20 protein-coding genes are annotated in these 22,647 nt (G+C 45.1%); 13 read left to right on the top strand and 7 right to left on the bottom strand.

The window, feature by feature from the left end; genetic code table 11:
* Window positions 1–238: 238 nt before the first annotated feature.
* The 8 genes from sdhC to sucD all read left to right on the top strand — a co-directional run bounded on the left by sdhC (window position 239) and on the right by sucD (window position 9,834).
* The gene (gene sdhC, locus VTH8203_RS04665; protein ID WP_096992610.1) at window positions 239–631 is read left to right on the top strand and encodes a succinate dehydrogenase cytochrome b556 subunit; all 393 of its coding nucleotides are present in this window, start codon (window positions 239–241) and stop codon (window positions 629–631) included.
* A complete protein-coding gene (gene sdhD / locus VTH8203_RS04660; protein ID WP_006074263.1) occupies window positions 625–972 on the top strand; it encodes a succinate dehydrogenase, hydrophobic membrane anchor protein in 348 nt (115 codons plus the stop codon). Before sdhC ends, sdhD begins: the two co-directional genes overlap by 7 nt.
* The gene (gene sdhA, locus VTH8203_RS04655; protein WP_096992609.1) at window positions 973–2,739 is read left to right on the top strand and encodes a succinate dehydrogenase flavoprotein subunit; all 1,767 of its coding nucleotides are present in this window, start codon (window positions 973–975) and stop codon (window positions 2,737–2,739) included.
* A gap of 15 nt (window positions 2,740–2,754) precedes the next feature.
* Window positions 2,755–3,465 (top strand): succinate dehydrogenase iron-sulfur subunit, encoded by a 711-nt coding sequence (locus tag VTH8203_RS04650; RefSeq protein ID WP_096992608.1) that lies wholly within the window; start codon window positions 2,755–2,757, stop codon window positions 3,463–3,465.
* A gap of 102 nt (window positions 3,466–3,567) precedes the next feature.
* Window positions 3,568–6,378: a 2-oxoglutarate dehydrogenase E1 component gene (gene sucA, locus VTH8203_RS04645; protein ID WP_096992607.1), complete on the top strand. Its 2,811-nt coding sequence runs from the start codon at window positions 3,568–3,570 to the stop codon at window positions 6,376–6,378.
* A gap of 28 nt (window positions 6,379–6,406) precedes the next feature.
* Window positions 6,407–7,612 (top strand): 2-oxoglutarate dehydrogenase complex dihydrolipoyllysine-residue succinyltransferase, encoded by a 1,206-nt coding sequence (odhB, locus tag VTH8203_RS04640; RefSeq protein ID WP_096992606.1) that lies wholly within the window; start codon window positions 6,407–6,409, stop codon window positions 7,610–7,612.
* A gap of 183 nt (window positions 7,613–7,795) precedes the next feature.
* Entirely contained in the window at window positions 7,796–8,962 is a 1,167-nt protein-coding gene (gene sucC / locus VTH8203_RS04635) for an ADP-forming succinate--CoA ligase subunit beta (RefSeq protein ID WP_096992605.1), read from the top strand.
* Window positions 8,962–9,834, top strand: coding sequence for a succinate--CoA ligase subunit alpha (gene sucD, locus VTH8203_RS04630; protein ID WP_006074269.1), 873 nt, complete (start codon window positions 8,962–8,964; stop codon window positions 9,832–9,834). The genes sucC and sucD overlap by 1 nt, the downstream gene beginning before the upstream one ends.
* 59 nt (window positions 9,835–9,893) lie before the next feature.
* Here sucD and znuB read toward each other — a convergent pair whose 3' ends face one another.
* Both znuB and znuC read right to left on the bottom strand, forming a co-directional pair.
* A complete protein-coding gene (gene znuB, locus VTH8203_RS04625) occupies window positions 9,894–10,679 on the bottom strand; it encodes a zinc ABC transporter permease subunit ZnuB (RefSeq protein WP_096992604.1) in 786 nt (261 codons plus the stop codon).
* The gene (gene znuC / locus VTH8203_RS04620) at window positions 10,676–11,458 is read right to left on the bottom strand and encodes a zinc ABC transporter ATP-binding protein ZnuC (protein ID WP_096992603.1); all 783 of its coding nucleotides are present in this window, start codon (window positions 11,456–11,458) and stop codon (window positions 10,676–10,678) included. The genes znuB and znuC overlap by 4 nt, the downstream gene beginning before the upstream one ends.
* A gap of 81 nt (window positions 11,459–11,539) precedes the next feature.
* On the opposite strand from znuC, the gene znuA reads away from it, so the two are divergent.
* Window positions 11,540–12,427: a zinc ABC transporter substrate-binding protein ZnuA gene (gene znuA, locus VTH8203_RS04615; RefSeq protein ID WP_096992602.1), complete on the top strand. Its 888-nt coding sequence runs from the start codon at window positions 11,540–11,542 to the stop codon at window positions 12,425–12,427.
* Between the two features lie 309 nt (window positions 12,428–12,736).
* Window positions 12,737–16,078, top strand: a complete 3,342-nt coding sequence (locus VTH8203_RS04610; RefSeq protein WP_096992601.1) for an AraC family transcriptional regulator — start codon at window positions 12,737–12,739, stop codon at window positions 16,076–16,078.
* Here VTH8203_RS04610 and VTH8203_RS04605 read toward each other — a convergent pair.
* The 3 genes from VTH8203_RS04605 to VTH8203_RS04595 are packed head-to-tail and all read right to left on the bottom strand — an operon-like array spanning window position 16,075 to window position 18,622.
* Window positions 16,075–17,013: a 5-oxoprolinase subunit C family protein gene (locus VTH8203_RS04605; RefSeq protein WP_096992600.1), complete on the bottom strand. Its 939-nt coding sequence runs from the start codon at window positions 17,011–17,013 to the stop codon at window positions 16,075–16,077. The two genes, VTH8203_RS04610 and VTH8203_RS04605, sit on opposite strands and share 4 nt — an antisense overlap.
* The gene (gene pxpB / locus VTH8203_RS04600) at window positions 16,998–17,696 is read right to left on the bottom strand and encodes a 5-oxoprolinase subunit PxpB (protein ID WP_096992599.1); all 699 of its coding nucleotides are present in this window, start codon (window positions 17,694–17,696) and stop codon (window positions 16,998–17,000) included. The genes VTH8203_RS04605 and pxpB overlap by 16 nt, the downstream gene beginning before the upstream one ends.
* Window positions 17,693–18,622 carry a 5-oxoprolinase subunit PxpA gene (locus VTH8203_RS04595; RefSeq protein WP_306346031.1) on the bottom strand — a complete coding sequence of 310 codons (930 nt, stop codon included), beginning with the start codon at window positions 18,620–18,622 and terminating at the stop codon, window positions 17,693–17,695. Before VTH8203_RS04595 ends, pxpB begins: the two co-directional genes overlap by 4 nt.
* Window positions 18,623–18,993: 371 nt before the next feature.
* Between VTH8203_RS04595 and VTH8203_RS04590 the strand changes: the two genes are divergently transcribed.
* From VTH8203_RS04590 to VTH8203_RS04580, 3 genes are read left to right on the top strand one after another with little or no spacing between them, the layout of a single operon-like run.
* Window positions 18,994–19,224 carry a FeoA family protein gene (locus tag VTH8203_RS04590; protein WP_096992597.1) on the top strand — a complete coding sequence of 77 codons (231 nt, stop codon included), beginning with the start codon at window positions 18,994–18,996 and terminating at the stop codon, window positions 19,222–19,224.
* Window positions 19,221–21,491, top strand: a complete 2,271-nt coding sequence (gene feoB, locus VTH8203_RS04585; protein ID WP_096992596.1) for a Fe(2+) transporter permease subunit FeoB — start codon at window positions 19,221–19,223, stop codon at window positions 21,489–21,491. The genes VTH8203_RS04590 and feoB overlap by 4 nt, the downstream gene beginning before the upstream one ends.
* Complete coding sequence (locus tag VTH8203_RS04580) at window positions 21,488–21,718, top strand: FeoC-like transcriptional regulator (protein WP_096992595.1); 231 nt, start codon at window positions 21,488–21,490, stop codon at window positions 21,716–21,718. Before feoB ends, VTH8203_RS04580 begins: the two co-directional genes overlap by 4 nt.
* Window positions 21,719–21,770: 52 nt before the next feature.
* Here VTH8203_RS04580 and VTH8203_RS04575 read toward each other — a convergent pair whose 3' ends face one another.
* On the bottom strand, window positions 21,771–22,274 hold the full coding sequence (locus VTH8203_RS04575; RefSeq protein ID WP_096992594.1) for a YqhA family protein: 504 nt from the start codon (window positions 22,272–22,274) through the stop codon (window positions 21,771–21,773).
* Window positions 22,275–22,459: 185 nt separating this feature from the next.
* On the bottom strand, window positions 22,460–22,647 hold a 188-nt coding region (locus VTH8203_RS04570), incomplete at its 5' end, for a transposase (RefSeq protein WP_279627165.1).

The raw sequence follows: 22,647 nt of genomic DNA, 5'->3' as shown, positions 1-22,647 counted from the left end.
TTTGTTACACCAATTGTATTAGAATGTTGCCAGCCGTATAGTTGCGGTGAAATTGTTGGTCAAATCCTTATAAATTCTAGGGTACAAACCGAGGTGAGGTGGTTTTGAACCTTAGTGTGTTAACATTATTGTTACAATTATCTCTCTTGTAACACGAATTTATTGTTAACTTTATGTTAACTTTTGAGGCTTACGGACCAAAATTTATTCATAACAATAAATGGCTCAATGGAGCTGAGTGAGCAAGCCCGTGAAAGAAAGAAAGTCCAGACCTGTTAATTTAGATTTGCAGACAATTCGCTTTCCGATCACAGCAATCGCTTCCATCCTGCACCGTGTGTCGGGTGTGATTACGTTTGTGTCGATCGGTATACTTCTTTGGTTACTATCCAAATCACTCTCTTCTCCGATTGGTTTTGCAGAAGCCGCTGACATCGTCGATGGTTTCTTTGTGAAATTTGTCCTTTGGGGAATTTTGACGGCTTTGGCGTATCACATTGTTGGTGGTGTGCGTCATTTGATTATGGACCTAGGCTATTTTGAGGAGCTCGAGTCGGGCACCAAAAGCGCTAAGGTTGCCTTCATCGTGACAGGTGTTCTGTCGCTGCTGGCTGGAGTATTGGTATGGTAAACAACGTCTCAACATTTGGTCGTAATGGCGTTCACGATTTCTTATTGATTCGTGCTACCGCTATCATTATGACCCTTTATACGATTTATCTCGTGAGCTTCTGCGCGTTTGCAGGAGACATTTCCTACGTATCGTGGACCAATTTCTTTGGTGGTACTTTCACCAAAGTCTTCACTATGTTAGCGCTAGCTTCAGTGCTGATTCATGCGTGGATTGGTCTATGGCAAGTTCTTACAGACTACATCAAATGTGCCAAGCTTCGTGGTGCGCTGCAACTGACTTTCATCGCAGTGCTTCTTGGTTACTTCTTCTCTGGTTTCTTTATTCTGTGGGGTGCGTAAGTGTCTATTCCAGTTCGTGAGTTTGATGCCGTAGTTATCGGCGCTGGTGGTGCGGGCATGCGTGCTGCACTACAAATTTCAGAGCAAGGCCTATCGTGTGCATTGCTATCCAAAGTTTTTCCTACTCGTTCACATACAGTATCCGCTCAAGGTGGAATCACGGTTGCGCTAGGAAACTCGCATAAAGACAACTGGCAGTGGCATATGTATGACACTGTTAAAGGTTCTGACTACATTGGCGACCAAAACGCTATCGAGTATATGTGTAAAAATGGTCCTAAGTCGGTTATTGAGTTAGAGAAAATGGGCCTACCTTTTTCTCGTTTTGAAGATGGTTCTATCTATCAACGTCCGTTTGGCGGTCAGTCTAAAGAATTTGGTGGCGAGCAGGCGGCGCGTACTGCAGCTGCGGCTGACCGTACTGGTCACGCTCTTCTTCATACCCTTTATCAACAAAATATCAAGCATAAGACGACGATCTTTTCAGAGTGGTACGCGCTTGATCTAGTAAAAAACCAAGACGGTGCGATTCTTGGTTGTACTGCGTTATGCATGGAAACGGGGGAGATTTGTTACTTCAAATCTAAAGCCACTATTCTAGCAACAGGCGGTGCAGGTCGAATCTATGCATCCACTACCAATGCTCACATCAACACGGGTGATGGCGTGGGTATGGCGTTGCGTGCAGGCGTTCCTATGCAAGACATGGAAATGTGGCAGTTCCACCCAACGGGTATTGCTGGTGCTGGTGTACTGGTAACAGAAGGTTGTCGTGGTGAAGGTGGTTATCTTCTTAATAAAGATGGTGAACGCTTCATGGAGCGTTATGCGCCAAACGCAAAAGACCTTGCTGGTCGTGATGTCGTTGCTCGCTCAATGATGATTGAAATTCGTGAGGGTCGCGGCTGCGATGGTCCATGGGGTCCACATATTAAACTGAAATTGGATCATCTAGGCAAAGACGTACTTGAGTCGCGCCTTCCAGGTATTTGTGAACTATCTCGAACGTTTGCACACGTTGATCCAGTGAAAGAGCCAATCCCTGTTATTCCAACGTGTCACTACATGATGGGTGGTGTACCAACGCAAGTTTCTGGTCAAGCGATTAAACAAGATGCCTCTGGAAACGACCTTGAAGTACAAGGCCTATTTGCTTGTGGTGAAATTGCTTCGGTATCGGTTCATGGCGCTAACCGTCTTGGTGGTAACTCACTGCTTGACCTCGTGGTATTTGGTCGTGCGACGGGTCTTCATCTAGGTGAAACTTTGGCTGCGCAAACAGAAGCTCGTCCAGCAACGGAATCAGATATTGAAGAGTCACTGGCACGTACTATGCGCTGGGAAAACAGCACTTCAGGTGAAGACCCAGTTCAGATTCGTAAAGATCTACAAACTTGTATGCAAAACAGCTTCTCGGTATTCCGTGAAGGCGATGCAATGGCAACAGGTCTAGAAGAGCTAAAAGTGATTCGTGAGCGTCTGCAAAATGCACACCTTGCTGATAAGTCTTCAGAATTTAATACCCAACGCGTTGAGTGTTTAGAGCTTGATAACTTGATGGAAACGGCATTCTCTACAGCGGTTGCAGCTAACTATCGTACAGAAAGTCGCGGAGCACATGCTCGCTTTGACTACCCAGAGCGTGATGATGAGCAGTGGTTATGTCACTCTATCTACAATCCGGAAACTGAACTGATGAGCAAGCGTGATGTGAATATGACGCCGATTTATCGTGAAGCTTTCCCACCGAAAGCACGTACGTACTAGAGGGAGGACCAGACTATGAAACTTAATTTCTCTCTATACCGTTACAACCCGGATGTAGATAAAAAGCCTTATATGAAGGCATACACGCTCGACGTTGATGAAGGCTCGGACATGATGGTGTTGGATGCCTTGATTCTTTTGAAAGAGCAAGATCCAACGTTATCGTTCCGCCGTTCTTGTCGTGAAGGTGTTTGTGGCTCTGATGGCCTCAACATGAACGGCAAAAATGGCCTAGCTTGTATCACGCCACTGTCAGCTCTGGAAGGAAACGAGATTGTAATTCGTCCACTTCCTGGGCTACCAGTAGTTCGTGACTTGATTGTCGATATGACTCAGTTTTATGATAACTACGCGAAAGTTAAGCCGTTTCTTATTTCGGATGGTAATTTACCACCTTCGCGTGAAAATCTGCAGATGCCAGAAGAACGAGCGCATTTGGATGGATTGTATGAGTGCATTATGTGTGCATGTTGTACGACATCTTGCCCGTCATTTTGGTGGAATCCAGATAAATTCATCGGACCGGCCGGTCTACTTGCCGCGTACCGTTGGTTGATCGACAGTCGTGATACTGCAACAGACGAACGCTTATCAAATCTTGACGATGCATTTAGCGTTTTCCGTTGTCATGGCATCATGAACTGTGTCAGTGTATGTCCTAAAGGATTAAACCCGACAAAAGCAATTGGCCACATCAAGTCAATGCTTGTGAACCGTTCGGTGTAACAAATAATAAAATTGCCGGCTCGACCTTTAGTAAGAGCTGGCTTCTACTAGCTCGGCGTAGACCGAAGCATACGTGAAAACTACTACTGGTTAAGGGAAAATATGCACAATGGTGTGATGAAGGCATGGCTCGAGTCTTCACACTTGGCAGGCGCCAATGCAACGTACGTAGAAGACCTCTACGAACTGTATCTAAGTGATCCCGATCAGGTAAGTGAGGAGTGGAGACGTGTTTTTGAAGGGTTGCCTGTGCAACCTGACGATGTGGTTGAACAACCGCATTCACGTGTCCGTGATTACTTCCGACGACTCGCTCAAGAAACAAAGCATTCAAGTGTTCAAGTAAGTGACCCCGAGGTCGATGCTAAACAAGTTAAAGTACTGCAGCTGATCAATGCTTACCGCTTCCGCGGTCACCAAGCTGCTCACCTAGATCCTTTGGGTCTATGGGAACGTCCAAACGTTGAAGAATTGGAACCCGCTTTCCATTCTCTGACGAAGGATGATCTGGATGAAACATTTAATGTTGGCTCTTTTGCTATTGGGCAAGAAAGCATGACATTGCGTGACCTCCATAAGGCGCTGCAAAAAACCTATTGTGGCTCCGTTGGTGCAGAATATATGCACATGACCAATACCGCACAAAAACGTTGGATCCAGCAGCGTTTAGAATCCGTAGTCGGTCAGCCCTCCTTTGATATTGAACATAAACACACTTTCCTTGAAGAACTGACGGCGGCAGAGGGTCTTGAGCGCTATTTAGGTGCCAAATTCCCAGGTGCGAAGCGTTTCTCTCTAGAAGGTGGTGATGCCCTTATTCCAATGACCAAAGAACTGATCCGCCATGCTGGTAGCAAGGGGATGCGTGAAGTTGTAATTGGTATGGCGCACCGTGGTCGTTTGAACATGCTGGTCAACGTCTTGGGTAAGAAGCCACAAGACCTATTTGATGAGTTTGCTGGTAAGCATGACGAAACATGGGGTACTGGTGATGTTAAGTACCACCAAGGTTTCTCAGCAGACTTTGCAACGCCAGGTGGAGATGTGCATTTAGCTCTAGCATTTAACCCATCTCACCTAGAAATCGTTAACCCAGTAGTTATTGGCTCAGTGCGTGCGCGTCAAGATCGCTTAAGTGACCGTCATGGCAGTATGGTACTGCCGATTACTATTCACGGTGACTCTGCAATTGCGGGTCAGGGTGTCGTAGCTGAGACGTTTAACATGTCTCAAGCTCGCGGCTTTAAAGTAGGCGGCACCATTCGTATCGTTGTGAATAACCAAGTTGGTTTTACCACATCCAACCCTCGTGATACTCGTTCAACTATGTATTGTACCGATATCGCGAAGATGGTTCAGGCACCAATTTTCCATGTTAACTCTGATGATCCAGAAGCGGTTGCATTCGTTACCCAAATTGCACTCGATTTCCGTAATGAGTTTGGCAAAGACGTGGTGATTGATCTCGTGTGTTATCGCCGTCATGGTCACAATGAGGCAGATGAGCCAAACGCGACTCAGCCTTTGATGTATCAGAAGATCAAAAAACATCCGACACCACGTAAGCTATATGCAGATGTTTTGATTGAGCGTGGAGAAAGTGATATTGAAACCGCTACGCAGATGATCAATGAATATCGTGACGCGCTAGACCGTGGTGAAGTCGTCTGTAAAGAGTGGCGTCCAATGGCACTTCACTCTGTTGACTGGTCACCTTATCTTGGTCGCGACTGGGATGAGGCATGGGCAAGTCAAGTAGAGCGTGATCGTCTGGTTGGTCTTGGTCAAAAACTTGGTCAATACCCAGACAGTCATAAGCTACAAAGCCGAGTCAACAAGCTTTACAACGATCGTGCTGCGATGATGAGTGGCGAGAAAATGATCGACTGGGGTATGGCTGAAACGCTGGCGTACGCAACCCTTCTAGACGATGGCAAACGCATCCGTATCTCTGGACAAGATTCAGGCCGTGGTACTTTCTTCCATCGTCACTCGGTACTTCATAATCAAGATGATGCGAGTACATATATCCCGTTAGCGAATCTCCATGATAAACAGGGGCCGTTCCAAGTCTTCGACTCTGTGCTTTCAGAGGAAGCGGTATTAGCGTTTGAATACGGCTACGCAACCGCAGAGCCAAGCGGTCTAACAATTTGGGAAGCACAGTTTGGTGATTTCGCCAACGGTGCTCAAGTGGTTATTGACCAGTTTATCTCTTCAGGTGAGCAGAAGTGGGGCCGCTTATGCGGACTGACAATGCTTCTTCCACATGGCTATGAAGGTCAGGGACCGGAGCACTCGTCAGCTCGTTTGGAACGTTATCTTCAATTGTGTGCTGAACAAAACATGCAGGTCGTTATTCCATCGACACCCGCACAGGTTTACCACATGATTCGCCGTCAGGTAGTTCGCCCGATGCGTCGCCCACTGATCGTAATGTCTCCTAAGTCACTGCTAAGACATCCATTATGTGTGTCCAGTATTGAAGATTTATCGGAAGGCACGTTTGAGCCTGCGATCGGTGAGATTGATGATATCAAACCAGAAAATGTCAAACGCGTCGTATTCTGTTCTGGCAAGGTGTATTTTGACCTTCTTGAGCAGCGCCGTAACAACGACCAAGATGACGTAGCGATTGTTCGTATCGAGCAGCTTTATCCGTTCCCAATGGATGATGTAAGAGCGAAAATCGCCGCTTATACCAATGCGAAAGATTTCGTGTGGTGTCAGGAAGAGCCTCAAAACCAAGGTGCTTGGTACTCAAGTCAACATAACTTCCGTGCAGCTATTCCTGCTGGCGCTGACTTGAAGTATGCAGGACGTCCTGCGTCGGCTTCTCCAGCGGTTGGCTATATGTCAGTACACTTAAAACAACAGAAAGCGTTAATCTCAGACGCGTTGACTCTAGATTAAGAACTAGAAGTAAAAGGAAGACACAGATATGACAATTGAAATTCTGGTTCCAGACTTACCTGAATCAGTTGCAGACGCGACAGTCGCAACTTGGCACAAGAAACCAGGCGAAGCGGTAGCGCGTGATGAAGTTATCGTTGATATCGAAACAGATAAAGTAGTGCTAGAAGTGCCAGCACCAGACGCGGGTGTTCTAGAAGAAATTATTGAAGAAGAAGGTGCAACCGTTCTTTCGAAACAGCTGATCGCCAAGCTAAAACCTGGCGCGGTAGCGGGTGAACCAACAAGGGATACTACAGAGTCAACGGAAGCTTCACCGGACAAGCGCCATAAAGCCACTTTGACCGATGAATCAAATGATGCGTTAAGCCCAGCAGTCCGTCGCTTGCTCGCAGAAAATGATCTAACAGCAAACGATGTAAGAGGAACGGGTGTCGGCGGCCGTATTACGCGTGAAGATATCGAAGCGCATCTTGCTGCTGCGAAATCCGCGCCTCAGGTGGAAGCCGAAGCATCGGCTGCACCAGTCTTAGCTCGTAGCCAGAAACGCGTGCCAATGACTCGTCTTCGTAAGCGTGTTGCTGAACGTTTGCTAGAGGCTAAGAACAGTACTGCGATGTTAACGACTTTCAATGAAGTTAACATGAAGCCGATCATGGACCTTCGTAAGCAATACAAAGACCAATTCGAAGAGCGTCACGGTACGCGCTTAGGTTTCATGTCTTTCTATGTGAAAGCCGTTACTGAAGCATTGAAGCGTTATCCTGAAGTGAACGCGTCGATTGATGGCGATGATATTGTGTATCACAACTACTTCGACATCAGCATGGCAGTATCTACGCCTCGTGGATTGGTGACGCCAGTACTTAAAGATTGTGACACGTTAGGTTTTGCTGACATCGAAAAAGGCATTAAAGAACTCGCGATCAAAGGCCGTGACGGTAAGTTAACCGTTGAGGAGTTAACCGGTGGTAACTTTACTATCACAAACGGCGGTGTATTTGGCTCGCTTATGTCTACGCCAATCATCAACCCACCTCAAGCGGCTATTCTAGGTATGCATAAAATCCAAGATCGCCCAATGGCGGTGGATGGCAAAGTAGAAATTTTGCCAATGATGTATCTCGCTCTATCTTATGATCACCGTTTAATCGATGGTCGTGAATCCGTAGGTTTCTTGGTCACCATTAAGGAACTATTGGAAGATCCAGCACGCTTGCTACTTGATGTGTAATTAAGCGTTGCTTTTTAATTTGGATGTATAGACGTCCAAATCAAAGGGGGCTAGACTTGCTCACGTCTAGCTCCTTAGTAAGCCCTTAAGGCGACTCTAACGAGTACTCCTAAAGACGTATAACCGATACCGGTTTTATGGAAATAAAAAATCCCTCAGGGATATAACAAATGGAATCGCACAATGAATTTGCATGAATATCAAGCCAAACAGCTGTTTGCAGAATTCGGATTGCCTGTACCAGAAGGCTACGCATGTGACACCCCACAAGAAGCGTTCGAAGCCGCTGGTCGTATCAGTACTGAAAAGAAAGTAGTCAAATGTCAAGTTCACGCTGGTGGCCGCGGTAAAGCGGGTGGCGTTGAACTTCACGACACCAAAGACGGTGTTAAAGAGTTTGCTCAAAAGTGGCTAGGCAAAAACCTAGTGACTTACCAAACAGACGCCAATGGTCAGCCAGTAACAAAAATCCTAGTAGAAGAAGCATCAAATATTGCTAACGAGCTGTACCTTGGTGCTGTCGTTGATCGAGCTTCTCGTCGTATCGTTTTCATGGCATCAACAGAAGGTGGTGTGGAAATTGAGAAGGTAGCAGAAGAGACTCCTGAGCTGATTCATAAAGCAGCAATTGATCCATTGGTTGGCCCTCAAGCTTACCAAGGCCGTGAGCTTGCATTTAAGCTGGGTCTTGAAGGCGATCAAATCAAGCAATTTGTGAAGATCTTTATGGGTCTTGGCAACATGTTTGCACAGTACGATCTTGCTCTACTGGAAATTAACCCTCTTGTTATTACTGGCGAAGGCAACCTACTGTGCCTAGACGGTAAGATCAATATCGATTCAAACGCGCTTTACCGCCAACCTAAGCTTCGTGAAATGCACGATCCTTCACAAGAAGACGAGCGCGAAGCACATGCCGCACAGTGGGAGCTAAACTATGTTGCTCTTGATGGCAGCATCGGTTGTATGGTTAACGGTGCAGGCCTAGCGATGGGTACTATGGACATCGTAAACCTTCACGGCGGTCAACCTGCAAACTTCCTAGATGTTGGTGGCGGCGCGACAAAAGAGCGTGTTACAGAAGCATTTAAAATCATCCTATCTGACAGCAATGTGAAAGCGGTATTGGTAAATATCTTCGGCGGCATTGTACGTTGTGATCTCATTGCGGACGGTATCATCGGTGCGGTCGAAGAAGTAGGTGTTGAAGTCCCTGTAGTTGTTCGACTTGAAGGTAACAATGCGCCTCTAGGTTCGAAAAAACTGGCAGAAAGTGGTCTTAATATCATTGCTGCAAACTCGCTAACAGAAGCAGCGCAAAAAGTAGTTGCTGCAGCGGAGGGCAAATAATGTCTGTACTAATTAATAAAGATACAAAAGTTATCTGCCAAGGTTTCACTGGTGGTCAAGGTACGTTCCACTCAGAGCAAGCGATTGAATACGGCACACAGATGGTTGGTGGTGTATCTCCTGGTAAAGGTGGTCAAACTCACTTAGGTCTACCTGTATTTAACACCGTGCGTGAAGCTGTTGAAGAAACGGGTGCAACAGCATCGGTGATCTACGTTCCTGCACCATTCTGTAAAGACGCGATCCTTGAAGCTATCGATGCGGGTATTAAGCTTATTGTGACGATTACAGAAGGTATTCCGACACTTGACCTTCTTGATGTAAAAGTACGTCTCGATGAAGCTGGCGTAGTCATGATTGGTCCAAACTGCCCAGGTGTTATCACTCCTGATGAGTGCAAAATTGGTATCATGCCTGGTCACATCCACAAGAAAGGCAAAGTGGGTATCGTTTCTCGTTCAGGAACACTGACTTATGAAGCGGTAAAACAGACGACGGATGAAGGCTTTGGTCAGTCTACTTGTGTCGGTATTGGTGGTGACCCAATCCCTGGTTCTAACTTCATCGACATTCTTAAGCTGTTTGAACAAGATCCAGAGACTGAAGCGATCGTAATGATCGGTGAAATCGGTGGTACGGCAGAAGAAGAAGCGGCGGCGTTTATTAAAGATAACGTCACTAAGCCAGTGGTGTCTTACATTGCTGGTGTTACGGCGCCTCCAGGTAAGCGTATGGGCCATGCTGGTGCGATTATCTCTGGTGGTAAAGGTACCGCTGAAGACAAGTTTGCCGCATTAGAAGCTGCAGGCGTTAAAACGGTTAAGAGCCTAGCCGATATCGGTAAAGGTCTGCGTGAAATTACTGGTTGGTAATTCGACGTACAAAAAAGCCCCTGCCTTGAAAAAGGCAGGGGCTTTTTTGTCTCTGCAATTTAGGCTCTCGACGGCACCAACTGTGCAAGTAAGAAGAAGCTTGCAGCACTGATCACCACGGATGGCCCTGCCGGCGTGTCGTAAAACCAAGATAAACTCAGACCACAAAATACGGCGATGATACCAATAAACGAAGCGGTGATGGCCATTTGCTCTGGTGTCACAGTAAATTTTCGCGCAGTTGCCGCTGGTATGATTAGTAGTGAGGTCATGATTAACGCGCCAACGAATTTCATACCTATAGCGATAACTAACCCCACCATTAACATAATGATAAGACGCATTAGGTCGACGTTAACGCCTTCAACAGCAGCTAAATCTTCATTAACTGTAGTGGAGAGCAGAGGTTGCCAAAAGACAAACAGTAAGGCACTAATGATGGCGACTCCGGCATAGATATACACCAGATCTGTCGGTGATACTGCGAGTAGATCACCAAACAAATAGCTCATCAAGTCCACTCGGATGTTATCTAAGAAACTGACGGCAACTAAACCCAACGATAGCGCACTGTGAGCCAAAATACCGAGTAATGTATCTGTGGCGACCAGTCGTTGTTTCTGCAGTGTCACTAGGATGATAGCCAAAGCCATACAACAGACAACCAGAGCCAAATATAGGTTGATATCTAATAAGAAACCTAGCGCAAGCCCCATTAAGGAAGCGTGAGCTAATGTATCACCAAAATAGGCCATACGTCGCCAAACAACAAATGACCCTAAAGGGCCAGCGATTAATGCGATACCAATGCCTGCGATGATAGAAGGTAGTAAGAATTCGATCATGATGAATGCCCATGGTTGTGATGAGCACATTGTGACGCGTCACCTTTCACCGGCTCTCCGGACAAATCGTGATGATGATGTGTGTGCTGATGTTGATAAAAAGCCAGTGTCTCTTTAGTCGCACTGCCAAAGAGCGCGATGTAAGAGGGATGTTGAGTGATAGTTTGTGGGCTGCCTTGGCAGCAAATATGGTGATGTAAACAGATGACATCATCAGATTTTGCCATGACTAAATGAAGATCATGGGAAACCATAAAGACAGCGCAGCCAAATCGGTGGCGCAGAGTATCGATAAGCTCATAGAGATCAATTTGTCCCTGGACATCAACACCTTGTGCAGGTTCGTCTAAGACCAAAAGATCAGGTCGTTGCAGAAGCGCTCGCGCGAGTAGCACACGTTGGTTCTCACCACCGGATAATTGGTGCATGTTGCTCTTCATTAAATGTTGGGCACCAACGAGCGTTAAGGCATCTTGCCTTTCTTGAGCGCTGTATTTACCTGCAAGCGCAAGAAAACGTTCCACGTTTAGTGGCAGAGTGTCATTTAACTTGAGTTTTTGAGGAACGTAGCCAATTCTTAGTTTTTTGGCTCGGGTAATATCACCTTGAAAACGAGTTTGTAACCCTAGCAGAACTTTAACCAGAGTTGATTTACCAGCGCCATTTGGGCCGATAAGGGTTAAAATTTGGCCTTTGTTTATTGTAAGGTTAATATCGTCTAACACCTTACGTTTACTGAACTCGACGGTCACGCCGCTCAGTTTTATCAGCTCAGTCATGAATAGAACTCATTTGCAATTTCATATTGTTATAATGTAACATTTCGAATCATTACACGCTAGTAGACATTTAGAGGGCACATGTACCGTTACATTCCGATCTTGGCACTTACTACACTGCTTCCATTGAAATCGCAAGCATTTGAAGTACTCAATAGTATAAAACCGTTTGAGATGATATCTCACGAATTGATTCTAGATGATCAAACATCATCTTCCTTGTTAAGTGCGAACGCGTCACCACATGATTATGCCTTAAAGCCCTCTGATGTGAAAAAGTTAAGAAGCAGTGATTTGGTGATTTGGTTTGGCAGCGACCTTGAGAGTTTTCTAGACAAGTCGCTTGAAGGGAAAAGTAATGTACTTGAGATTCAAACCATTCCGGGCTTAGCGCTCAGAGAGTACGGGGATGAGGACGGACACGATCATGGCCATGAAGGGCATCATCACGGCAGCTATGACCCGCACGTATGGCTTGGTCCAGAGCAGTCAAGACAAGTAGCAAAAGCCATTACCGCTAAACTCATTGAGCTAGACCCTGATAATGAAGCTGGTTACGTGGCTAAGTTAAAAACATTTGAAACCAATTTAGATTCAACAGAGCAGACAATCCAACAGCAGCTGAAACCTATTCAGTCTGAAGGTTACTATGTATTTCACGATGCGTATGGTTATTTTGAAAGCTACTTTGGTTTGAATAATCTAGGTCATTTTACGGTGAGCCCAGAGCGTAAACCAGGTGCGAAGACGCTTATCTCGATTAAGACGATACTCCGAGAGCAAAATGTGAAATGTGTGTTTGCTGAACCGCAATATACACCGGCGGTGATTCAGTCGGTAACGCGTGGAACGAACACCTCAATCGGGACATTAGACCCGCTGGGAACAGATATTCAAGTGGCTGATGGCAGCTATTTTACTTTTCTGGAATCTATCTCGACCAACATTGTTGATTGTATGACGCAATAGTCGAGCTGTGCCCAATTAGTCAATTGCCAACCTTGAGATGTTGATTGTTTTTGAGTAACTATCGAAAACGACCAACATCTCAAGCGTGATCTAACAATCATTTATATGCGTGGAGTCACACTATTACTTTCCCTAACTAAATAAATCTATTAGATTGTCGATAATTATCGACGCAAATTAACTAGGTTTATTTTGATCCGACGTTTTCCTTACTCATTACTAAGTAGACGCCTGCAGCACCATCGATGCGGGAAAAGTAGGGATTGTTCGTCATATTTTTTTTCTCTTATTACCAAACTCATTAGCGTTGTGCTGTTTGGTTGGTATTCTGTCACTAGCTTCGCTGTTGAACTCCCTCCTATTTTCTACCCTTTGACACTTCAGACCGAAGGAAAATTTCTAGCAGCGAGACAGCTGTTCCCTGGTGAAGAAGGGGGATTGTGGTCTATCGATGTGCATGACAAGGTTCGCTTTTTTGATGGATACCGCTTCGTTGAACTGAGTGACGTGCCTTTTAATAGTGAGATCGTGACTTTTACAGATGGTCGATTTTGGTATGCGAGAGGCAATGAGTTATGGTCTCGATACCCTCTGGGTGAAGAGCGACGTTCATATCAAGTAGAGATTACCGATAGTATTCGCCGCGTTGGCCATAGCGAACAACGAGTTTGGTTTACTGATCAGAAACACCTCTACATCCAAGACCAAAAATCGCAACATTTCTCGCAAATTGAACTTGCTATGTTTGAGCGTTTTTACAGTGGTTCGAATATCGATGTCCAAGCGGTTTTAAACGTTAATGGCACTTGGTATTTGGGCACTAACGTCGGCGTGTTTCAATGGCATGATAAAATGCTATCACAGCTAAAGACCAGTCATCGAGGTAGGGTGACTCAACTATTCTATTCCAATTCTAGATACCAACTTTTGATAGGTTATGGTGCCGGAGTAGAGCAGTTTTCTTTGGAAACCAACGAGTCTCATTATCACCAACTTAATCGAGCTAAGGTCCTTACGCTTCAAGAGTCAACACGGTACTTTTGGGTGGGGACAGAGCATGGCTTATTCCTTATTGATAAAAATACCCAACGGATAGAGCGTGTACGACACAACATTAACGACAATTTCAGCTTGTCTGGAGACAAAATCTACTCGTTGGTGTCAGATCGAATGGATGGAATGTGGATCGCGACGGATAACGGCATACGCTATTTTTCCGAATATGGTGATTTATTTCGCCGCTATACCGTGTCCTTAGAGGATGAACTGCAGCGCGTTGAAGCCAAATTAGAAGTGATTGCCAACCCATTAGGTGGCTACTGGGTAATCACACCGTCGGCACTTTATTCTATTGACCTTAAGGGAATATCAACGTTGGTATTTTGGGGACGAGTGTCTTCGTTGACCCAACAGAATAAACAGTTATGGTTAGCGACAGATCGCGGGTTGTTGCTGTTGGATCTCGCTAAATATCGAGTCACACCTCTTCGACAAGATATCGATACTATCCCAACTCATGTTGACCAGCTTGCGATCGGCGCTGGAAAAACGCTTTGGTTGAGTGACGGATTAAGGTTAATGAGCGTTGATACCGAGACTCATCAAGTGACGGACTTTGGTCATGAGTGGGTAGTGAGTAAACACTTACCAGCAAAAATAACCGAAATCGACGTCGTCAATCCCAATCTTACTGTGGTGGGAACGGATCACGGTCTTTATCTGATTGAAGATGGTAAAAGCCACTTTATAAAGCAAAGCGAACCGTTTGGTAGCGTTATCGAGGTATCCTCGAGCAAAGAGCAGGTTTGGGTAGCTAGTGGTTACGGCGCTTTTTCGCTGTCTTTGCCAAACCGTACCTTTAGAACCTTGCCACTGTTTCATGACAATATTCGTCCTGTGTGCATCACTCAAGCCAATGACAATGTTTGGTTGATGACCTCAGCAGGCATTTCCGCTTACTCGTCTGAGGGTGATATCCGCAAATATTTCAGCGCACCTTATGGGTTAATCAATAATGAATTTATCAATGGTAGTTGCAGTTATAGTGACAAAAGCGGCGAAGTGATCGTCGGGTCGCACTATGGCATTGTTGAATTTAACTCAGAGCGGTTACTTGATGCTCAGTTGCCATCTCCTGAAGTGTTGGTATCAAAAGTGTTGATAAACAACCAACCCGTTCATCTGGGCGGTCTGGCGCGATTAACGCCAGAGGTTGAGTTCGGTGACTCTATAGCCCTGCAGTTAGGTCTCTGGCCGTTTACACAGGGCAAAAGTTTGATGTACCGAATTGGTGGCTCAGATTGGCAACAACTGCGAGGGCAGCAGCTAAACATTGATAAACCCAAACTTGGTAAGCAGCATATCGAAATTGCGGTTTCGGGCCAGCAGGATAGTACCAAAGTTACCGTGTTTGAGTTCAATGTTCTTACTCCATGGTATATGACGGGCTGGTTTTATGCGCTGTTAGCGGGGAGTTTTATCGGCTTGACGGGATTGTTCATTTACTGGCGTTCGCGCCGAATACAAGCAATGAACACGGCGCTAAAAACACAGGTGGCGCTAAAAACAGAGCAATTACAACACCAGAGTCGAGTGTTAGTTGGCAACAATCAACAGTTACGAAAGGCCTTTAATATACGTCATCATGTGCTCAAGGAGTTGACGGAACAAGCAATCAGTCATTCCAAACAATTTAAATTGGAGAACGCCAACTACGCCTATAAAGGGGGGAGCGCGAGTGACAGTTTGAAGAGTGTACGTGCTGTTTTTGAGGAAGATAATCAAAAACCGATGCTTTGCTCTGTGAAGCGAGTCATGAAGTTTACGTTGGCGGCCTGGCAAAAAGAACTCGATAGCTATGGTATCACCGTAGAGCTTGTTAACCATGCTAGTCGCGATGTTGTATTAGTTGATAGCTGTGATTTGGATATCATATTTAATTCGATTATAGCGAATGCAATGAGACGTCTAGTACGTGGTCAAACTCTCCGTATAGTGTTAGATGACGATAGCACCAAACTCAGTGTTTGTTTTGAAGACAGTGGGCTGCCATTGCCCAACTTTAGTGAAAGTCGTGCGACTCAACGTGATGACATCACCGTGAATCAACTGGACTTTAGTCCTAGCAGCCTTCCATTCCATATTCACCACTCTGGTGGGGAATTAAAACCGGTTGAACGTAATGGGCGAAATAGAATTACCATGCGTTGGACACTATCGGGTGAGGACTCGCTAACGAGTTCAAATGAAAAGAGGTCAAGAGCGAAACCGAATACAGAACTTGAGACGTCTGCGATTGAAGCAAAGAGTGATAAGTACGAAAGCTGGAAACGGCAAGTCACCCAATTAGTGTCCGCACATTTTAGTGATCCGGATTTCAGTACAGCATTGGCAGCGAAATCTTTGTTTATCTCCGAACGTAGTTTTCAACGTCGTTTTAAGTCGCTGTTCGGTGCGACATTTACTGATTATTTGACCGACGTGAGAATGGAAAAGGCGTGCGAGATGTTGCTGCAAGGTGAGAAAGTCGCGGATGTGGCGTTCTCATGTGGCTTCAATGACCCGTCATATTTCTCACAACGTTTCAAACTCTATTTTGGCTTACCTCCTTCCAAGTTTGCGTCCTTGGATGTGGAAGAAGCCGGCGATTAAAGTTCGAAAAAGTGGTAAAAAGCCCGTTGTTTTTGGCGTTCGACTTCGAGGTTCGTCAGCTGAAAACGAATATGATCGCCAGGTTTCAACTGACCCAGTTTGGGTAGATCTCTAAACGCAACCGTACCGAGTTTTTTGTAGCCACCTAAGGTTTGCCTATCCTGCAATAAGATAATGGGTTTCCCGTCGGCAGGAATTTGCACCGCACCACAGACAATCCCTTCAGATATAATGGACCCAATATTAGAGGACGAGCTTAAGGCGGTATTGCTGTTTTCAAGTCGTATCCCCATGCGATTGCTGTTGGTGGAGATGCGATAACGAGAAGATAGGATGTCCTGCACTACCTCCGCGGGTAATTGTTGATACTGAAAGGTTGGAATGAGCCTTAGCAAACACTCTGAATGGTAGTGGGGAATAACGGATTGAGGGGTGTGAATGAGCTTGGTTTGGTCGTTACTTTCTATCGTCAGTGTGTCGCCCACTGTAAGTGGCTTTCCCTCACCTAGCCCCCCTAGCTGGTTTCTCTCAACCGTAGCGACGCTACCTAAACATGAGGGTAACTTGAACGCTCCCCGCACTGACAGATAGGTTCTCAGACCTCTTCTTGGTACTGATAGATGCAGTTCATCTCCATCATTTAAGCGAAATGCTTGCCATTGAGGCAATGATATTCCTAAAGTGGCATTGATGGCTTGGCAATCGGCTCCGGTGAGCACACAATCAACTTGGCCAATCGCTCGTAGCTTTATACGGCCAAATACAATTTCCAAGCTTGGATTTTGCGATGGGTTACCTAACAGTTTTTGACCCCAGCAGTGAGCGTGGAGATCGCTGACCCCTCCTTGACTCAATCCAATGTGAGAACAGTGGTAGCGACCAAGATCTTGAATCGTAGTGTGGTGACCTTGATTGATCACTACCAACTTCGGCATATTTGACCTCCGAGACGAATAAACTCTTGTTGGTTAATGGCTTCGAAGCGAATCTTATCACCAATGCTCAATTTGCAGTGTTGTGGTTGTTTGGGGTTATACAGGTCAATAGGGCAGTTACCAATTATTTGCCACCCCCCTGGTGTATCTTGAGGATAAACGGCGGTTTGATTTTTAGCGATGCCAATACTGCCTTTTGGTACTCGGTGCCGAGGTGTCTCGAGCCTAGGAACTTGGATTTCGTCAGGAACTTGCGCCAAGAACGCAAACCCTGGAGCGAAGCCAATAGCACAAACCGTGTAGAGTGCTTCGCTATGTATTTGGATAATACGCGCTACTGATAATGACAGTTGATTTGCCATTATCGTTAAGTCTGGACCTACTTCGGTGGCATAGTAGGCAGGTAATGTTATGACCGATGATGCTAGGCCCGCGTCCGTGTGGTTGACTTTAATAGTTGTTATGAAATGACTGAGCTGCTGTTGATTGGTGCGTAAAGGATGATATTCCACCAGTAAACTTGTGTAGGAAGGGGTAAGATTCAGAATCGCTGTCCCAAACTGAGCTTGAAGACAGTCGCATAACTGGCGAATGGCACTGGGTAAGCTAAGCTCAACTTCCTTAGCAAAGTACACCATGAGCGCAGATTCAGAAACGGCGATTAGGCGCAGGTCGGGTCTCATGAATCACCTTGAGAATCAATAAGCGAGCGAATTGTCTTCGCCATATGAATGGATGCTTCATTATCGCCATGTACGCAGAGTGTTTGGGCATTTAATGTTAACGTTTGCCCGTTAATGGTCTCGACAGATTGGTGTGTAATCAGGGAAGACACTTGTTTGAGAATATCGGTGTCGTTGTGCAGAACCGCGCCATCAAGGCTTCGCGGTGCTAATAAACCAGATGCGAGGTAGCGCCTGTCCGCGAAGGCTTCGAATATCAATGTGGCACCATATTGATTCGCGAGTTCCAGAAGCTTTGCTGAACGGCAAGTCGCCAACACCATAACAGGAAGCTTGATAGTCGCTGACACGGTAAGCATACATTTAAGTATCTCGTCAGATTGCATCATGTCATGGTATAAAGCACCATGCGGCTTGAAATAACCGATGTTACTACCACGATATTCAGCCAGTGCCTTGAGCGCACCAATTTGATAAAGCATGGAGTGAATGAGTTCATTAGCGGTCATTGGAATTGAACGTCGACCAAATCCTTCTTTGTCTGCATAACCCGGATGTGCCCCTATTGTAACGCTATGTGTTACGCAGAGGTCGATGGTTTTTACCATGTTGTCGGGGTCTGAGGCATGAAAGCCGCAAGCGATATTCGCCATATCGAGTAAAGGGATCAGGGAAGCATCTTGCCCCATCTGCCAGCGGCCGAAGCTTTCTCCCACATCACCATTGAGTTTCAACATAGTGTCGAATTCCATTTGTTCATCTTGTTCTGAGTATGGGAAACAGAGTAATTGTTTACAAATCAGAAAAGTAGCTGTCGGAGGGAAGTTTGAGAGGCGAGTAAGAAAAAATTCGCGGCATAGCCGGGGGACCATACCGCGGGCGTCAATGACACCTTCGCTTGCTGCCGGAGTGATGCGGTTACCCACATCACCTCTGGAATTTCGATTAACAGGAGCAGGTTTGCTCTGTTGCTCTCAACTATAAGTAGTTCTACTTATTTTACTTATAAAAAAAACGGCAACTTATTATAAGAATCGCGCCATTGTTTGATATTTGGTTTATGTAATTGTTTTATAAGCCTTTTGTTTTTATTTGTCTTTTATTTCTGTCATTTCTTCGCCATGAAAAGTTGTATTCGTTTATGAAATTGACGTAATTGACGGACACATTTTGACAAATAATACAGTTGCAATCTGGTTAAAATTGATTTCACTCAAAGCGGTATGTTAGTTTTCAATTATAAAATTAGTGCTAATAGTAATATTTCTCATTACTAAACAGAAATCGGGTGAATCTAATGAAACTTGCAGAGCTGAAAATAGGTAGTAGTGGAAGAATCACTGCATTAAATGGATTGAACGACGATGTTCGTAAAAAGCTAATGGTAATGGGGATATTACCGAATACAGAAGTCAAGATGGTTCGTCGTGCTCCGATGGGCGACCCATTGCAAATTGAAGTACGTGGCGTGGCTCTTGCTATTCGTAACAATATCGCCAATGCCATTGAAGTAGAGGCCCACTCATGAACTACAAGATTTTAACGGTAGGTAACCCTAACAGCGGTAAGACGACATTGTTTAATGGCCTAACTGGAGCTAAGCAGCAAGTTGGTAACTGGGCAGGGGTTACTGTAGAGAAGAAAACCGGTCAATACCATCATCTTGGTGATCATTTTGAGTTAACAGATTTGCCCGGAATCTATGCTTTAGATAGTGGTAATGACGGTAATAGTATCGATGAATCTATTGCTTCCCGTGCGGTGTTAACAAACTCGGTGGATCTCATCATTAATGTCGTTGACGCGACTAGTCTTGAGCGCAGCTTGTACATGACACTGCAACTGCGTGAGTTAGGTCGCCCTATGGTGGTTGTACTCAATAAGATGGATGCACTAAAGCGAGAGAGAGTGAATCTCGATGTCGTTGCTCTTGAAAAAACATTGGGTTGTCCTGTTGTGACGTTATCTGCAACGGATAAAACACAAGTCAAAGTACTCAAAGACCGCTTGCACAAAATCGTAGTTCAAGGCGTTACACATGATGCACTTAGTATCAAGTATGACGATGCTATGGAACAGGCTATCGATAAAATAGCACCGATGTTTGAAGGCGGCGAAGTGAGTGCTCGCGCTTTAGCGATACGCGCTCTGGAAAATGATGTCATGGTACTCAATACGCTAAATGCTGAGCAGCGTGACTTAGTGCATTTATCGGTGAAACAAACTGGACTAGACATTGACCTTCAAGTCGCAGATGTTAAATACACTTTCTTGCACGAGCAGTGCAAAAAAGTTCGTCGTAGTGAAGGTAAATTAAGCCGCAGTTTTACTGAGCAAGTCGATGCCATCATTCTCAACAAATGGGTGGGTGTTCCATTCTTTTTTGTTGTTATGTACTTAATGTTCATGTTCTCAATTAATATTGGTAGTGCATTTATCGACTTCTTTGATATTGGTGTCGGTGCATTGCTGGTTGATGGGGGCCACTATTTGCTTGATAACCATCTTCCAGTTTGGCTTGTCACTCTTATCGCAGATGGTGTTGGTGGTGGTATCCAAACCGTAGCAACCTTTATTCCGGTTATTGCCGCGTTGTATTTGTTCTTGGCAGTACTTGAAAGCTCTGGCTATATGTCTCGCGCAGCGTTCGTACTAGATAAAGTGATGCAAAAAATCGGTCTACCGGGTAAAGCTTTTGTTCCTTTGGTTTTAGGTTTTGGCTGTAACGTGCCATCTATCATGGCGACACGGACATTGGATCAAGAACGTGAGCGAAAACTTGCTGCTTCAATGGCGCCATTTATGTCTTGTGGTGCTCGCCTTCCTGTTTACGCTTTATTTGCCGCAGCATTTTTCCCTGAAAGTGGTCAAAATATCGTGTTTGCTCTTTATCTGCTTGGTATTGTGGCGGCTGTATTTACTGGGTTAGTGCTAAAAAACACCGTATACCCAGGGTCAAGCGACAGCTTAGTAATGGAAATGCCAGACTACGAATTGCCTACGTTCCAAAACGTAATGATCAAGACATGGCAGAAGCTCAAGCGCTTTGTTTTAGGTGCAGGTAAGACCATTGTTGTTGTAGTGACTATTTTGAGTTTCTTAAATTCAGTCGGAACTGATGGCTCATTTGGTAATGAGAACACTGAAAGCTCAGTCTTATCGAAAGCCGCTCAAGTGGTGACACCTGTGTTTGCTCCAATGGGCGTTCAACAAGATAACTGGCCTGCTACTGTAGGTATTATTACCGGCATCTTTGCAAAAGAGGCTGTCGTTGGCACGCTAAATAGCCTATATACTTCTAGTGAAGCTGAAGATACTGAGTATGATTTGGTCGGTAGCTTACATGAAGCCGTAATGTCTATTCCGGATAACCTAGCAGGGCTAAGTTACTCTGATCCATTAGGTGTTGATGTGGGTGATCTGTCGGACAAGTCTGCCGTTGCAGAAGATCAAGAAGTAGACACGTCTATCTTTGGTAACTTGAAGGGGTTCTTTGTTACAGGTAACGCTGCATTTGCTTATTTGATTTTCATTTTGCTTTATACACCTTGCGTAGCAGCAATGGGGGCTTATGTGAGGGAGTTTGGTCAAAAATACGCTCGCTTTATTGCAGTGTGGACGATGGGTCTTGCCTATGGAAGTGCGACACTTTATTACCAAGTGACGCATTTTAGCGCCAGTCCAGTGACCAGCTCTGCATGGATCGCGGCGATACTGGTGGTCTACGCTCTGGTATACAAGCTGTTGAGAAGCGAAGGTAAAAAGCAAAATAACCTGGAGGCACAAACAGCATGATTTTGACTGAGCTCAAATCGTTTATTGAGACGCATCCTGGTGTGAGCCGGCACGATCTTGCAAAGAAATTCTCTATTAGTGAAGATGGAGTTGATGCGATGCTAGCGGTATGGATTCGTAAAGGTTCAATATCACGTATGCTCGATACAAACAAAGCTGATCAAGTGACACGCGTTCGTTATGCGATGAATGGCGATAATGGGTTGTCCGTTACCGTAACTATGTAGCGTGTCACCTAGAGTGAAGATACTAAATGGCTGCCCTATCGGGCGGCCATTTTTATTTGTGCTGACTGAGTCCCAATAGTTTAAGCCCAGCGCTAAGCATGAGAATCGCCGCGGGTAACACCAACATTTCCCATCGAAGTTGGTTGAAGTTTATTAAGACCAGCTCAAGAAACTTAACAAAGAGAATGATAATAATGACTTCGGCGAGTTTATTTTTTAAGTGCCCGATATTTGGCGTTTTTATCCAGCTGAGAGTGGTGCCAGTCTCTTCTGCCGACTTGTTCTTGATAAATAAGGTATACACACCATGGGAGAAGATAAACAGAACTAAGGCGACGAGAAAAGTATCCAAAGACTTAATGAGATAACTGATGGCAATATCAGCTCGGTCTAGATGCAATAATTCTGCTGGTGGCGCCGTATTGAACAGAAAAACTCCGAACGCATTGTACGTTTTTGCTGCTCCGATTAGGAACAATAAAACAGAACCTGCCATAGAGCCAATGATGGCAATCCAGCTTACATAACGGAATTGAACTAATAATCGTTTGGTCATGACTTGCTCCTATATTTCAACGAGGCAAGTTTATAAACAAATTAGATTCGTGATAATAATAGTATTTTATTAAAGATTATTACGATTATGTAATTATGCCTAGGATCTTTGCGCTAGCAGAGATCCTAGGCAGCAAGATTAGCGGTAAACTGGGCGTTAACAGAATAACTTAACCTGAGATCGGTTTAAGCCATCGCCATCAATCCTGTCTTTTCAGTGTTTGTGATGTTGAGTGATGGCTTTTCTGGTTTCAGACAGTAAGCGATTAGTCCGCCAAGTAAATTCAACATAAAACCATGTAAGCTGCGATGCCTTGAGTGCTCTATTTGAGATATATTCTTTAATTGGTCATTAATCGTTTCAATAATGAACC

Origin of the sequence: Vibrio thalassae, assembly GCF_900089835.1 — a bacterium.
Taxonomy (GTDB): Bacteria; Pseudomonadota; Gammaproteobacteria; order Enterobacterales; family Vibrionaceae; genus Vibrio; species Vibrio thalassae.
This window is presented reverse-complemented; position numbering and strand designations above follow the sequence as displayed.

Excerpts from the sequence above, each read along its gene's own strand:
- sucC (WP_096992605.1), top strand. The coding sequence starts at position 7,796 with ATGAATTTGCATGAATATCAAGCCAAACAGCTGTTTGCAGAATTCGGA.
- sucA (WP_096992607.1), top strand. The coding sequence starts at position 3,568 with ATGCACAATGGTGTGATGAAGGCATGGCTCGAGTCTTCACACTTGGCA.
- VTH8203_RS04590 (WP_096992597.1), top strand. The coding sequence starts at position 18,994 with ATGAAACTTGCAGAGCTGAAAATAGGTAGTAGTGGAAGAATCACTGCA.
- sucD (WP_006074269.1), top strand. The coding sequence starts at position 8,962 with ATGTCTGTACTAATTAATAAAGATACAAAAGTTATCTGCCAAGGTTTC.
- VTH8203_RS04605 (WP_096992600.1), bottom strand. The coding sequence starts at position 17,013 with ATGCCGAAGTTGGTAGTGATCAATCAAGGTCACCACACTACGATTCAA.
- VTH8203_RS04650 (WP_096992608.1), top strand. The coding sequence starts at position 2,755 with ATGAAACTTAATTTCTCTCTATACCGTTACAACCCGGATGTAGATAAA.
- znuB (WP_096992604.1), bottom strand. The coding sequence starts at position 10,679 with ATGATCGAATTCTTACTACCTTCTATCATCGCAGGCATTGGTATCGCA.
- pxpB (WP_096992599.1), bottom strand. The coding sequence starts at position 17,696 with ATGAGACCCGACCTGCGCCTAATCGCCGTTTCTGAATCTGCGCTCATG.
- sdhD (WP_006074263.1), top strand. The coding sequence starts at position 625 with ATGGTAAACAACGTCTCAACATTTGGTCGTAATGGCGTTCACGATTTC.
- VTH8203_RS04580 (WP_096992595.1), top strand. The coding sequence starts at position 21,488 with ATGATTTTGACTGAGCTCAAATCGTTTATTGAGACGCATCCTGGTGTG.
- odhB (WP_096992606.1), top strand. The coding sequence starts at position 6,407 with ATGACAATTGAAATTCTGGTTCCAGACTTACCTGAATCAGTTGCAGAC.
- znuA (WP_096992602.1), top strand. The coding sequence starts at position 11,540 with ATGTACCGTTACATTCCGATCTTGGCACTTACTACACTGCTTCCATTG.
- znuC (WP_096992603.1), bottom strand. The coding sequence starts at position 11,458 with ATGACTGAGCTGATAAAACTGAGCGGCGTGACCGTCGAGTTCAGTAAA.
- VTH8203_RS04575 (WP_096992594.1), bottom strand. The coding sequence starts at position 22,274 with ATGACCAAACGATTATTAGTTCAATTCCGTTATGTAAGCTGGATTGCC.
- feoB (WP_096992596.1), top strand. The coding sequence starts at position 19,221 with ATGAACTACAAGATTTTAACGGTAGGTAACCCTAACAGCGGTAAGACG.